Genomic DNA, 12,138 nt, shown 5'->3' with positions numbered 1-12,138 from the left:
GTTTTGGGTGTATATGGGAGAACATTGGAGGAATTAGGTTGAAGCAAGCACGAAAACACGTTTTATGGATAGCTTTTTTAGTTGTGGCCGCCTTTGTGAGTTGTCTCACGGCTGCTGGAACCTCAATTAAAGCGGAATCAGTCAACACATATATCAAACAACAAAAAATTAAACCCGTGGGAATTACCACGAGTGTTTGGAATGGCTTTCCCAAATTTGATTATGACCGTGGATACGGGAAACCAGAAGGGGTTGTTGTTCACGAAACGGCCAACCCCAGCTCAACCATTTATGGTGAAATTGCTTATATGAAAAGTAATTATCAAAACGCATTTGTGCACGGGTTTGTGGATGCTGGTAAAATCATCAACATTGCGAACACAAATTATTTAGCGTGGGGCTGTGGTTACCCCGGAAATGGGAAGTTCGTTCAATTTGAACAGATCGAAGTGCATTCTAAAGGTGCGTTTGCACATGAAATTGCGAATGCAGCTTGGTATACCGCATATTTGCTGAATAAGTATCATTTAAGTGCAAATGATGCAGCTTATGATGGGAAAGGAACTGTGTGGTCCCACAAAGCGGTAGCGGAATTCTTTGGCGGTTCGACCCACACCGATCCGTATGAATACTACTTGAAAAGCGGTCGCACCTTTTTTGGTCAGGCATATACGATGGCGCAATTCTATCAGCTCGTCAAAAGTTATTATGGGTCTCTGTCAAATTGTATTGGTGGAGATTTTTGAAAAGCATGTTCACTTCGGTGAATGTGCTTTTTTTGTTTACGCATAAATTAAACTGATACGAATGAAAAAGTTATGAATATTTTGAAAACCAAAACAGCTACGCTTTAACACCTTAATTTTACGATTTAGTCCTTCAATAGGACCGTTGGAATACGGATAACGACAACTATTGAGAACAGCAGGACCATTCTTTATTAAAGTTGAGATAGTAATATCCATTTGGTTGCCAGCCGCCTTGTAGTTGGCAATCAAGGTTTTAAATCCAACCGCATCTTTTTGTTGAATGGCTGTTAGAATTCCTTGATAGGTTTGATACACAGTTTTAAATTCTGGAAATTCATCTAAGGCTAGGTCAATGGCGTTCTGTTGGGTCATGTATTCGTTGATACCGTGTAAATAGATAAGTTTAGTATCATTGACCTTTTCTTCTGCCAAATGGAACAAACGCCATTGAGATTTTAGAATGCGATAAACTCGGGAATGCTTATCTTGAAAAGTATGGATCACACGTGTACGTTCGTTATCCAGTGCCCGACCGGCAAGTTGAATAATGTGGAAACGGTCAATGATGGTTATTGCCTTAGGAAATAACCGATGAATAAAGCCAGCATACTCAGCATTCATATCAACGGTGATTGTTTGAACTTTCATACGTTCTTGAACTGAATAGCGAGCTTCAAAGTAATCAATGATATCCTTACTAAGGCGATCCTTAAGAATCACAATGCGGCGATGACTAACGGCATCGCAACAGTTAAAGGACATTAGATGATTACAGGAACGGAATTCATCAAAACAAAGATTTTGGGGGAGTGTTTTAACACGATAAGCTAAGTGAATATTCGCATTTAAAATGCGTTGAACACTACTTGGTGAAATCCCACAAATCTTAGCGATTTCTTTACTGGTCAGCATATCCCGAGCCAGAACAATTACTTGATGTTTCACATTATGCGTAAAAGTTTCATTACGTTTAACGAGGTTAGTTTGAGCACCACAGGTTTTTAAACACCGTTTACATTGATATCTTTGTCGTTTTAGCTGCATCTCATAACGTCCACCTGATAAGGTTCCCAATCTTAGATGGCCAATGTGAGTTCCATTTTTGATTAGAGATTTATGGCCACAATGAGGACATTTTAAAAGTTGATAGGAAAGGATAGCGTGAACGACATGAACGTGTTGCCCATTGGGATAATGTTCCTTAGTAATCTCAGTTACAGTTAAATTAGGGTCTGTTATTTCGAATAGGCTTAGGATAGAATTAGTTAGGGACATTTGTTTTTCCTCTTTTCGATTTTATTAGGCGATTAAATCGTAACACAAAGAGGGCAAATGTCCTTTTTTTTTTCAAAATAAAAACTGGTATCAGTTATTCACCAATACCAGAAAGTGTAGACCCGTTATTATGAGGGGATGCAATATAAGCATGTCAAATATACGAGTACCACTTTGACTATGGATGTGAAAACAACTCCCGGACACGATTTTTATAATCACGTCCCTAAAAGTAAATACACCGTAAAACGATGGCATTACGGTAAAACCTATGCCGGCAAGACCATTCAAATTGATTGTATTGGTCAACGAGATGGCACCAAAACACCGTATTATCGGGCTTACTATCACGGAAAAAAAATCGGTTGGATATATGGCGGCGGCTTAGCCAAACATGTTCGTTATACGACGGTCAATCAAAAAATGGTGGTGAAAACGGCACCGGGACATGACTTCTATAACCATGTGACGAGCAGTAAATATGTGAATAAGCGGCTGCATTATGGCCGAACTTATGCTGGTAAGACCGTCCAAATTGATAATATTGCCTATCGTGATGGGACCAAGACCCCTTATTATCGGTGTACTTATCAAGGAAAACGAATCGGCTGGATATATGGTGGCGGTTTGGGTGTTCAGGTAACTTATCGAGACGTGAAAAAAACGATGACTGTGAAAGCCAACCCCGGGCACGATTTTTATAATCACGTCACAGCCAGTAAATTTACCGTCAAACGGTTGCATTATGGCACAACCTATGCGAATAAACCGGTCACAATTGATAACATTGCTTATCGGGCAGATGTGAAGACACCCTACTATCGTTGCTACTACGATGGTGTAGAAATTGGTTGGATTTACGGGAGTGCGTTAAACTGAATGTCTTGAATGCAAAACTGAACCGGATTAGGGGCTCTTGAATAATCAACGATCTATAGAAAGACAATACTAAGATAAAGGTTTTCGCAACAGCGATTTCAGATCCCTTCGTGGTTGTCAGATGAATTTAAAAGTATTCATCTGGCATTCATGGAGGGATTTTTAGCTGTCGAACACTAAATCAACGTTACCAAAGCCTGGTTTTAATTGCCGTGACCCTGCCAATTAGCCGGGCACGGCAGCCAAAAAATGTGACTTTTTCATTACTGCCGGGAAAAAACGACTAAGCAAATTAGTGCTGTTGTCCTTGATTAGCTTGGCCGCCAGATTAAACAGAAAATGCAGTTTGACTAATCGTTGGAAGAGGCTCAAAAAAATCTTCCAGCTTCTTCAATGCTGTGAACTTAGCTCTGACCATACAAAAACCCCTCCATAATCATCAAATGAATTATTGTCTTTCATTTGACAACCATAAAGGGATTATCACAGGCATTTGGTTTCCTAGATTAGGCTTAAAGTTAGAACAATTTTTGTGAATAGACAGCTTGCCATAGGTGGTGCTCATTTAGCCTTAATACTGGCCGTTGTTTTGATAACCAGAAGTTCCAGTATCTGATTGAGTACTTTGTGTCGTATTACTGTACGTACTTTGATCAGTTGTTGTGACTCCCGTCAAATTAGTCGTACCGGTCGTTTTTTTAGGGAGGTCAAGGCTACTTCGAATAAAATTCGTGACGCGCTGCATTTCGCTTTGACTAGCCACCTCAAAGTCCTGTCCGCTAATTAACTGGGTTGTACCTTGCAGATGGGTTGATTTCAAATGATGCGTTGCCACACGATATTTAGTGGAAAGGGCCACAATTTCATCAAAGATTAAATCGGTTTGGGTTTGTTTCTTTAATGAGTCTAAGAAGCTTTGACTGAGAAGCGTTGTCAAGGAATCACTCTTCCGTAAAATTGCCATCAAAACTTGGCGTTGACGTTGCTGACGCCCATAATCACCCTTGGGATCTTCGTCGCGCATCCGCGAATAGTCGAGGGCGGCTTTACCACTAAGGTGGATTTTTTTACCCTTAACCACGTTAGCAGCACCATACTTGAAGGTCAACGTTGGCGTGACGGTAACGCCCCCAACCCCATTCACGATCTTTTCAAGGCCGCCCATATTAATGAGGCCATAGAAATCAATGGGGACATTTAACAATTGTTGAATAGCTTTGATACTTGTTCCGGCACCCCCGAATGAATAAGCTGCATTTAGCTTCGATGGGGCATATTGGGTATATCCCGGGATAGAAAGAGCCGTATCACGTGGAATACTTGTTAAGGTCATTTTCTTTTTCTTAGGATTCAGGGTGGCAATGATAATTGTATCCGTTCGACCACGATAGTTTCGTCCCAAAGCACCAGTATCAGTACCTAGGAGTAAAATAGAAATGGGTTTGTCATTTTTGATGACCGAGGAAACATCCCGTGCTTTTTGAATGTTAGCACTATTAAAAACGGATTTAGCTGCTTGTTTGGCTGCATACCATTTATAAGCCCCGAAGACGCCTAAACAAATCACAAGAATCCCCACAACTGTTATAATAAGTCGTTTCCGACGAGATTTTTTGGGGCGATGATTGGGATCTTGGTTATCGGAATCTTGATGCATTTGAGCGCGTGTCGGGGGGACGTTAAAATGGTTGTGCAAATCGGATCTTTTGGGTGTTTGGTCCTCGTTCATTATTTTGCCTCCTGAAGCAATTCTGACTAGTGTTCTTCCTTTATTATCATAGCGAAAATAGGCCGAACAACCGAATAGATTGAATAGATTTAATCTTTTTTTAAACATAAAAGAGTATATCACAATTTTATGCTCGAAAAAATGCTCGTGCTAAGGATGGTTGATCTATTAGGGAAAGAGACTAGAATCAGCTCGTTTTTTTTTGAGCCGCAAGTTGCATTAACAAAGTCCCAAAAGACGTGGATTGCCGACTATGGTTAAAATACTTGATTGAATTAACGGTAACAAGTTAAAAAAGGTATCGTGGCGGTTCAAATTCTGGTATTCTGAGTAGTGAATAGCGCGTTTCAATGGTTAAAAAAGTATTCGGGAAGTAAGGCGAACAAAGATTATGGATGGGACTTTTTCAACAGAAAGGTTAACGCTACGGCCATTTGCAGCAATGGATTTACGTGAATTACGTCCCATTGTCGAGAACCCACTGGTGGCCGAAATGGCTGGTTTTAAGGTGGCAAATAATTCCTTTGAAAGCAGTTATTTTTTGCAGCAATTGCGGCATTCAAATATCTGGGCAGTCACGCTAACCGAGTCCGCGGCCCTTATTGGCAGTGTGGGGTTATATGCAGTGGCAGATAAAAATCAGGAACCGGATCCGTTTAAGTTAGAACTGGGCTATATGCTCAATCAAGGGTACTGGGGAAATGGATATATGAAAGAAGCAGTTGGTGGTGTGCTACAAGAGACGTTTGCGCAAAATCAAACGTATGGTATTCTTGCTAGTACCTATGCGACCAACGTGCGTTCCATTGCCATTCTGACGCATCTTGGATTTGAAAAAACCGGCACGCGGCAAATACCACTTAGTGTCTTAAATTCGAAACCAAATCAAGAAAATTTCTATCACTTAACATTTAAACAGTTTAAAAAAGGTGGTTACTATGCAACTCACAAAGGGATTTGAACAGGCAGCATGCATTATCGCACTTTTATGTACTCAGAATCGCGCGATTCCATTAACAACTGCAGTTATTCATGCACGTCTAACTGGCTCGGAAGCTTATCTACGTAAAATTATGCGAAAACTTGTTTTAGCTGGGCTCGTTAGCTCAATCCCCGGCAATAATGGTGGCTTTAAGCTAGCCAAAAAACCGGAAGAAATTTCATTACTGGATATTGTGGAAGCTAGCGAAGGTCCGATTAAGACGTATCCGGACATGGGTTTTATTGAAAACGTCTTTTCGGAAGCACAGCCCATTGCCAAACGGGGGAAGAATGTTTTAAACGAAACTTTTCAACACGCCGATAATTTATGGCGTGATTACCTTGCTCATCAAAGTTTGAATGATGTTTTGATCAAGATTATTGGAGAAACTCCTAACCCAGAAATTGATTGGAACGCTCCGGAGGCTGATTTACAACAGCAGTTTGCTCGGATGAAACAGCGTATTGAAGGCTCTTCGCTGACTTAATTATAAAAATGCAGCAATTTTGTGCTGGGTGTTGTCAGATGAAGGAAGCTTGTATATAATTGAAACATATCGAAAGAAGAGGTTGCCAAGTTCATAAGTAGCATCGAGGAGATCAAAAAGGATCTGTGAATGGGTGTGAAAGGGGAGTTGGCCGAAATCTGAAGTTGCTTTTTCAGCTTTGGGTTGGGACCTGATCTAATAAATCAGGGACTGTCGTAATGTATTGCTGGCATTACGGGGCGCTATCTACGATTTGACTGAGAAATTAAGTAAGTCTTTTTGTATGGCGAAGTGCGTATACAAAAGGGCTTTTTTTATTGGTTAAAAATGGGATTGCCTTCTTCGTAAAGATGAGAGAGGAAGTATTTAAATGGCAAAAGAAGAGAATCATTCAATTGACCGCTCGCTTAAGACAAGGCATATTTCGATGATTGCTTTGGGCGGTAGTATTGGTACCGGGTTATTTGTAGCCAGTGGTTCGGCAATTTCAGAGGCCGGTCCAGCTGGTGCCTTAATTGCTTATGTGGCAATGGGGATTATGGTGTATTTCTTGATGACCAGTTTGGGCGAAATGGCGACTTATATGCCAGTCTCTGGGTCATTTGCAACCTATTCAACAAAGTATGTGGATCCAGCTTTGGGTTTTGCAATGGGTTGGAATTATTGGTTCAATTGGGCAATTACGTTGGCAGTTGATATCAGTACGGTGTCCATCGTCATGAAGTTTTGGCTGCCTAACGTGCCGGGATGGGTTTGGAGTACCGTTGCGTTAATCCTGATTTTTGCGGTTAATGCACTGACCGTCAAGGCTTTTGGCGAAACAGAATACTGGATGGCACTCATTAAAGTTATTACGGTTGTGATTTTTCTAGTGGTAGGGGTTGCCGTCATCTTTGGTATTATGGGCGGCCATGCGACCTATTTGAATAACTTTACCTATAAAAAAGCACCATTTGTGGGTGGTATTCCCATGATTTTAAGTGTCTTTGTTGTCGCCGGATTTTCGTTTCAAGGAACAGAATTAATTGGAATTACCGCTGGGGAATCAGAAACACCGGAAAAAAGCGTACCTAAGGCCATTAACCAAGTATTCTGGCGAATCCTGTTGTTTTATATTTTATCCATTTTTGTAATTGCTTGCATTATCCCGTATACGAGTCCTGATCTTCTTGGATCATCGGCCAGTGATGTGAAAATCAGTCCTTTTACTTTAGTCTTTAGACGGGCAGGATTGGCTGGTGCAGCCAGCGTCATGAATGCGGTTATTCTAACTTCAGTTATTTCTTCTGCTAATTCCGGGATGTACGCTTCAACCCGAATGTTATATTCTTTAGCTTTGGAGGGATATGCACCAAAAACCTTCAGTTTAACGACAAAACGAGGGATTCCACTAATGGCTCTAATTGGGACGACGGTGGTAGGTGCTTTAACCTTTGTTTCTAGCATTGCGGGTCCCGAGATTTATATGTGGTTAGTAGCGGCCAGCGGCTTAACTGGTTTTATTGCCTGGCTGGGGATTGCTATCTCACATTTGCGGTTTAGACGTGCCTTTATTCGACAGGGGCACCGTGTTGAAGAATTGCGCTATCACGCAAAATGGTTCCCATTCGGCCCCATCTTTGCCTTCTTACTATGTTTGGTCGTCATTATCGGCCAGGACATTCATTCTTTTGCTACTTTTAACTGGGAAGCCATTGGAATCAGTTATATTAGTGTGCCAATTTTTATTGTGCTGTATGCTTACTACAAGATTAAGTACCACACGCATATGATTCCGTTAGATGAAGTTGATTTAACCCAACCTGATTTTATTTTAAAGTCTCGAAAACAAAAAAAATAAGTGTATAATAAAAAGCGCTGCAGAATTTAAAAACGTGCTTAAGAAAAAATTCCAAACTATATATTGTTTTTAATCAGCTTCATGCTACAATATATAGTATCAAGAAATGGTAAAGGGGAACTTTTAATGATTGCATTGTCAGGACCAATTGGCGCAGGTAAAACAACACTTACAGAAATTTTGTCACAGCATTTGGGAACAAAAGCTTATTATGAATCAGTCGATGATAATAAAATTTTGCCGCTTTTTTACAAGGATCCCAAACGGTATGCTTTTCTACTGCAAATTTACTTTTTAAATCGTCGTCTAGATGGTATTAAAGAGGCTTTTCAGACGAAGAACAGCGTGATGGATCGTTCTATTTATGAAGATTCACTCCTTTTTCACTTGAATGCTGACTTAGGTCGGGCGACAAAGACTGAAGTTAGTATCTACGATTCCTTATTGACAAATATGATGGAAGAGTTGCCTGAGACGCATTATCAAAAGAATCCAGATTTACTCATCGACATTAACATTTCGTTTGATACGATGCTAAAACGAATCAAAAAACGTGGTCGTTCTTATGAGCAAATTGATAACGATCCTAGTCTGTATGAATATTACCGCGATTTAAATGAACGTTATACAGATTGGTATAATAACTACAATGAAAGTCCAAAAATCCAAATTGATGGCGATCAGTACGATTTTGTTGAAGATCCACAAGCACGTCAAGAAGTGATCCAAATTATTGACGAAAAGATTGCTGAAATTTAGTTTTTTATTGGTTGTTTCTAAACCTGAATTCGGTTATCATTAAATTGAATATTGAAACGTTAGTCCATTTTAAGTAGGTTTTAAGCGAGATAGGTTAGTGGAAGCTATCAGCCGAAACTCCGGTGGGCACAAACGGGCGCATTAATAGCGCACGGCCACGGTCGTTAAGCCTTAAATGAAGGGTGCTGGCAACAGCAAACTTGGGTGGTACCGCGAAAAAAGACCTTTTCGTCCCAATTGATGGGAAGAAGAGGTCTTTTTTTGTGGTTTTCAGAATGATAGGGAGGAATTCAAATGCTAGATTTAAAAATGATTCGAACAGAAACCGATTTTGTGAAAGAACGTTTAGGAACGCGGGGAATCGATCCAAAAGAGATTGATAAACTGTTGGACGCTGACCAAAAGCGGCGCGATCTAATTGTCGAAAGCGAAACGCTTAAAAAAACGCGTAACGAAGTTTCAGATCAAATTTCGCTGTTGAAACGGCATAAGGAAGATGCAAATGATAAAATTGCGGAAATGCGGAAGGTTAGCGCTGAAATTAAAGCGTTAGATCAAAAGCTCCAGGTCATTACAGACCAAGTTCAGAATGCTGCGGCTCATTTGCCTAATATCCCTAACGAAGATGTACCGATCAGCTTAACAGAAGAAGGCAGTGTGGAACTACGCAAAGTTGGTAAACCACGCGAGTTCAAGTTTAAACCAAAAGCCCATTGGGAAATCGGTGAAGCATTAGGAATTCTTGATTTTGAACGGGCTGCTAAAGTTTCGGGAAGTCGGTTTGTTTATTATGTGGGTTTAGGTGCCAAGTTAGAACGGGCCGTCTATAATTTCTTTTTGGATGAAAATGACAAGGCCGGCTATACGGAAATGATTACACCGTATATGGTGAATGATGAGTCCATGTATGGTACTGGCCAATTTCCTAAGTTCAAAGAAACCCATGCCGGCTATGAAATTCAAGATAGTGATCTTACTTTGATTCCAACTGCAGAGGTTCCCTTAGTTAACTTTCATCGTGGCGAAATTCTGGATGAAGCTGAATTACCAATTAACGAAACAGCTTTGTCACCGGCATTTCGTTCTGAGGCGGGGAGTGCCGGCCGTGATACGCGGGGGCTGATTCGGATGCATCAGTTTAATAAAGTTGAAATGGTTAAGTTTACCAAACCTGAAGAGTCATGGAATGAATTAGAAAAACTGACTAATCAAGCCGAAGCCTTATTAAAGCTCCTTAAATTGCCTTACCATGTGATTACCCTGACAACCAGTGACATGAGTTTTACGGCAGCCATGACACATGATTTGGAAGTCTGGATTCCAGCGCAAGATCGGTATCGTGAAATTTCTAGTTGTTCAAATTGTACTGATTTTCAAGCGCGTCGTGCACAAATTAGGTACCGGGATGCACAGGGCAAGTTACAGTATGTGCATACGCTAAATGGTTCTGGTTTGGCAGTTGGCCGAACTGTGGCCGCAATCCTAGAGAATTATCAAAATGAAGATGGTTCAGTTACCGTCCCAGAAGTTTTGGTCCCTTACATGGGTGGTTTAACTAAGATTACTCGCCAGTAAACGGAATCGTTATCAGTTTAGATAGATATTTCAAAGACAACTACAAAAATTTATTGACAACTGCTGGGGGTCAATGATAATATTATGTAGTTGTCGTTTGATGGAGGATTAGCTCAGTTGGGAGAGCGTCTGCCTTACAAGCAGAGGGTCACAGGTTCGAGCCCTGTATCCTCCATTTGAGCCGTTAGCTCAGTTGGTAGAGCATCTGACTTTTAATCAGAGGGTCGGCAGTTCGAGGCTGCCACGGCTCATTTTACAAATAGCATTGCGGGCGTGGCGGAATTGGCAGACGCGCAAGATTTAGGTTCTTGTATCGAAAGATGTAAGGGTTCGAGTCCCTTCGCCCGCACTTCTAATTAATAATTATATTAATTAGCCGACTTAGCTCAGTTGGCAGAGCATCTGTCTTGTAAACAGGGGGTCGGAGGTTCGAATCCTCTAGTCGGCATTAGCAACTATGCGGAAGTAGTTCAGTGGTAGAACATCACCTTGCCATGGTGGGGGTCGCGGGTTCGAATCCCGTCTTCCGCTTTGTAGTTTTTCTACAAGCATTGCCGGGGTGGCGGAATTGGCAGACGCACAGGACTTAAAATCCTGCGGTCAGTGATGACCGTACCGGTTCGATCCCGGTCCTCGGCATTTTAATAAGCACCCATAGCGCAATTGGATAGAGTGTCTGACTACGAATCAGAAGGTTGTAGGTTCGACTCCTACTGGGTGCATTTATAGATCTAGCATTTACGAAGTGAAAGCTTTGTTTAACCGCGATGCCAACCAGTAATGACGGTTGGCATTTTAGTTAGCTTCATGAGGATCATAACGGGAAATAGCTCAGCTTGGTAGAGCACCTGGTTTGGGACCAGGGGGTCGCAGGTTCGAATCCTGTTTTCCCGATTAAGCAGCCGAACTTGAATCATCTTTTTTGGGTCCGCAACTTAATAAATGTTAGCGGGAAGTAGCTCAGCTTGGTAGAGCACCACGTTCGGGACGTGGGGGTCGCAGGTTCAAATCCTGTTTTCCCGACTTGCTTAAAGACTGTAACGTAATGTGATTATGTTACAGTCTTTTTTGTACTTTCAAACGAAAAGTAAACGGCAAAATTGTGAGTAGCCAGAAGCCTAAATGTTGCCAGTTAACGCATAAATTAGGTATGTTTTTGAGGAAATCGGGTGTAAAAAGCTTGGTGATGTTCTCCTAAATAAAAGAAAAGCGGGCAGGTATGTGTAACGTTCCTGGCAAAACAGGTAGGCCTGACCAATTAAATTAGCCAGTTTTAAAGCAAAAGAGAGTTTAGAGACAAAAAACTTTGCTTTTTATTGAGATTTTCGTATAATGAAAGTCAACATTAGTCAAAGATGCGAGGAAGGGTGTGCGAAATGCAAGGTCAGAACATTTCCGATATCATTGAAAAATATTTAAAGCAGATTTTGGCGGATTCAGAAGAGATTGAGATTCGCCGCTCAGAGATTGCTGATTTGTTTGATGTTGTGCCGTCACAGATCAACTATGTGATTAAGACACGTTTTACCATTCAAAACGGTTACGTTGTTGAAAGCAAACGTGGCGGTGGTGGCTATATTCGGATTGAAAAAGTCAAATTACTTGATGATTTGGATGTTTTGGATACACTTATACAAGTCATTGGAAGCTCAATCAATCAACGGGATGCCCTTTCAATTGTCAAAAGTCTGTATGAAGACGATGTCATTGAAAAACGAGAAGGAAATTTGATTTTAGCCGCAATTGATAAGAAAACGCTGGCCATTAACGACCGGGATGAAGAGGATCAATTGCGTGCCAGAATTTTAGTGGGAATTTTAAATCATTTAAGATACGAGAGTTAAATAGAAAGCAGGGTGTTTC

The 12,138-nt window shown here is 41.0% G+C and carries 10 protein-coding genes, 9 tRNA genes and 1 riboswitch; of the genes, 17 read left to right on the top strand and 2 right to left on the bottom strand.

Features of this window, described 5'->3' with window-relative positions:
- The first annotated feature begins 38 nt into the window (after positions 1-38).
- A complete protein-coding gene (locus tag ACLJJ6_RS06925; protein ID WP_412988514.1) occupies positions 39-746 on the top strand; it encodes an N-acetylmuramoyl-L-alanine amidase family protein in 708 nt (235 codons plus the stop codon).
- Between the two features lie 36 nt (positions 747-782).
- Here the strand turns inward: ACLJJ6_RS06925 and ACLJJ6_RS06920 are convergent, their stop codons facing one another.
- A complete protein-coding gene (locus ACLJJ6_RS06920; protein WP_412988180.1) occupies positions 783-2,024 on the bottom strand; it encodes an ISL3 family transposase in 1,242 nt (413 codons plus the stop codon).
- A 138-nt stretch (positions 2,025-2,162) separates the two neighbouring features.
- On the opposite strand from ACLJJ6_RS06920, the gene ACLJJ6_RS06915 reads away from it, so the two are divergent.
- Complete coding sequence (locus ACLJJ6_RS06915) at positions 2,163-2,903, top strand: GW dipeptide domain-containing protein (RefSeq protein ID WP_412988512.1); 741 nt, start codon at positions 2,163-2,165, stop codon at positions 2,901-2,903.
- 571 nt (positions 2,904-3,474) lie between these two features.
- Here the strand turns inward: ACLJJ6_RS06915 and ACLJJ6_RS06910 are convergent.
- Positions 3,475-4,632 carry an LCP family protein gene (locus ACLJJ6_RS06910; RefSeq protein WP_412988510.1) on the bottom strand — a complete coding sequence of 386 codons (1,158 nt, stop codon included), beginning with the start codon at positions 4,630-4,632 and terminating at the stop codon, positions 3,475-3,477.
- 391 nt (positions 4,633-5,023) lie between these two features.
- On the opposite strand from ACLJJ6_RS06910, the gene ACLJJ6_RS06905 reads away from it, so the two are divergent.
- The 15 genes from ACLJJ6_RS06905 (at position 5,024) to ACLJJ6_RS06835 (ending at position 12,119) form a co-directional block, all read left to right on the top strand.
- A complete protein-coding gene (locus ACLJJ6_RS06905) occupies positions 5,024-5,593 on the top strand; it encodes a GNAT family N-acetyltransferase (RefSeq protein ID WP_412988508.1) in 570 nt (189 codons plus the stop codon).
- Positions 5,571-6,101, top strand: a complete 531-nt coding sequence (locus ACLJJ6_RS06900) for an Rrf2 family transcriptional regulator (RefSeq protein WP_412988507.1) — start codon at positions 5,571-5,573, stop codon at positions 6,099-6,101. The genes ACLJJ6_RS06905 and ACLJJ6_RS06900 overlap by 23 nt, the downstream gene beginning before the upstream one ends.
- Positions 6,102-6,169: 68 nt before the next feature.
- Positions 6,170-6,354, top strand: a riboswitch (Lysine riboswitch).
- Between the two features lie 117 nt (positions 6,355-6,471).
- On the top strand, positions 6,472-7,941 hold the full coding sequence (locus tag ACLJJ6_RS06895) for an amino acid permease (RefSeq protein WP_412988505.1): 1,470 nt from the start codon (positions 6,472-6,474) through the stop codon (positions 7,939-7,941).
- A 126-nt stretch (positions 7,942-8,067) separates the two neighbouring features.
- A complete protein-coding gene (locus tag ACLJJ6_RS06890; RefSeq protein WP_412988503.1) occupies positions 8,068-8,700 on the top strand; it encodes a deoxynucleoside kinase in 633 nt (210 codons plus the stop codon).
- Between the two features lie 294 nt (positions 8,701-8,994).
- Positions 8,995-10,275: a serine--tRNA ligase gene (serS, locus tag ACLJJ6_RS06885; RefSeq protein WP_412988501.1), complete on the top strand. Its 1,281-nt coding sequence runs from the start codon at positions 8,995-8,997 to the stop codon at positions 10,273-10,275.
- 102 nt (positions 10,276-10,377) lie between these two features.
- A tRNA-Val gene (locus tag ACLJJ6_RS06880) sits at positions 10,378-10,450 on the top strand.
- A 3-nt stretch (positions 10,451-10,453) separates the two neighbouring features.
- Positions 10,454-10,526: transfer RNA gene (locus tag ACLJJ6_RS06875), tRNA-Lys, on the top strand.
- A gap of 16 nt (positions 10,527-10,542) precedes the next feature.
- Positions 10,543-10,624 (top strand) — tRNA-Leu (locus ACLJJ6_RS06870).
- A gap of 26 nt (positions 10,625-10,650) precedes the next feature.
- Positions 10,651-10,723: transfer RNA gene (locus ACLJJ6_RS06865), tRNA-Thr, on the top strand.
- 11 nt (positions 10,724-10,734) lie between these two features.
- Positions 10,735-10,806 (top strand) — tRNA-Gly (locus ACLJJ6_RS06860).
- A gap of 22 nt (positions 10,807-10,828) precedes the next feature.
- Positions 10,829-10,914, top strand: a tRNA-Leu gene (locus ACLJJ6_RS06855).
- Positions 10,915-10,923: 9 nt separating this feature from the next.
- A tRNA-Arg gene (locus ACLJJ6_RS06850) sits at positions 10,924-10,997 on the top strand.
- A gap of 98 nt (positions 10,998-11,095) precedes the next feature.
- A tRNA-Pro gene (locus tag ACLJJ6_RS06845) sits at positions 11,096-11,169 on the top strand.
- 55 nt (positions 11,170-11,224) lie between these two features.
- Positions 11,225-11,298 (top strand) — tRNA-Pro (locus ACLJJ6_RS06840).
- A 353-nt stretch (positions 11,299-11,651) separates the two neighbouring features.
- Positions 11,652-12,119: a CtsR family transcriptional regulator gene (locus tag ACLJJ6_RS06835; protein ID WP_412988499.1), complete on the top strand. Its 468-nt coding sequence runs from the start codon at positions 11,652-11,654 to the stop codon at positions 12,117-12,119.
- Positions 12,120-12,138 lie beyond the last annotated feature (19 nt).

It is taken from the genome of Pediococcus siamensis, assembly GCF_047220215.1.
Lineage (GTDB): Bacteria > Bacillota > Bacilli > Lactobacillales > Lactobacillaceae > Pediococcus > Pediococcus siamensis.
This window is presented reverse-complemented; position numbering and strand designations above follow the sequence as displayed.

Bases quoted from the DNA above. Each gene is read 5' to 3' on its own strand.
- ACLJJ6_RS06900 (WP_412988507.1), top strand. From the start codon at position 5,571: ATGCAACTCACAAAGGGATTTGAACAGGCAGCATGCATTATCGCACTT.
- ACLJJ6_RS06890 (WP_412988503.1), top strand. From the start codon at position 8,068: ATGATTGCATTGTCAGGACCAATTGGCGCAGGTAAAACAACACTTACA.
- ACLJJ6_RS06895 (WP_412988505.1), top strand. From the start codon at position 6,472: ATGGCAAAAGAAGAGAATCATTCAATTGACCGCTCGCTTAAGACAAGG.
- ACLJJ6_RS06835 (WP_412988499.1), top strand. From the start codon at position 11,652: ATGCAAGGTCAGAACATTTCCGATATCATTGAAAAATATTTAAAGCAG.
- ACLJJ6_RS06920 (WP_412988180.1), bottom strand. From the start codon at position 2,024: ATGTCCCTAACTAATTCTATCCTAAGCCTATTCGAAATAACAGACCCT.
- serS (WP_412988501.1), top strand. From the start codon at position 8,995: ATGCTAGATTTAAAAATGATTCGAACAGAAACCGATTTTGTGAAAGAA.
- ACLJJ6_RS06915 (WP_412988512.1), top strand. From the start codon at position 2,163: ATGCAATATAAGCATGTCAAATATACGAGTACCACTTTGACTATGGAT.
- ACLJJ6_RS06910 (WP_412988510.1), bottom strand. From the start codon at position 4,632: ATGAACGAGGACCAAACACCCAAAAGATCCGATTTGCACAACCATTTT.
- ACLJJ6_RS06905 (WP_412988508.1), top strand. From the start codon at position 5,024: ATGGATGGGACTTTTTCAACAGAAAGGTTAACGCTACGGCCATTTGCA.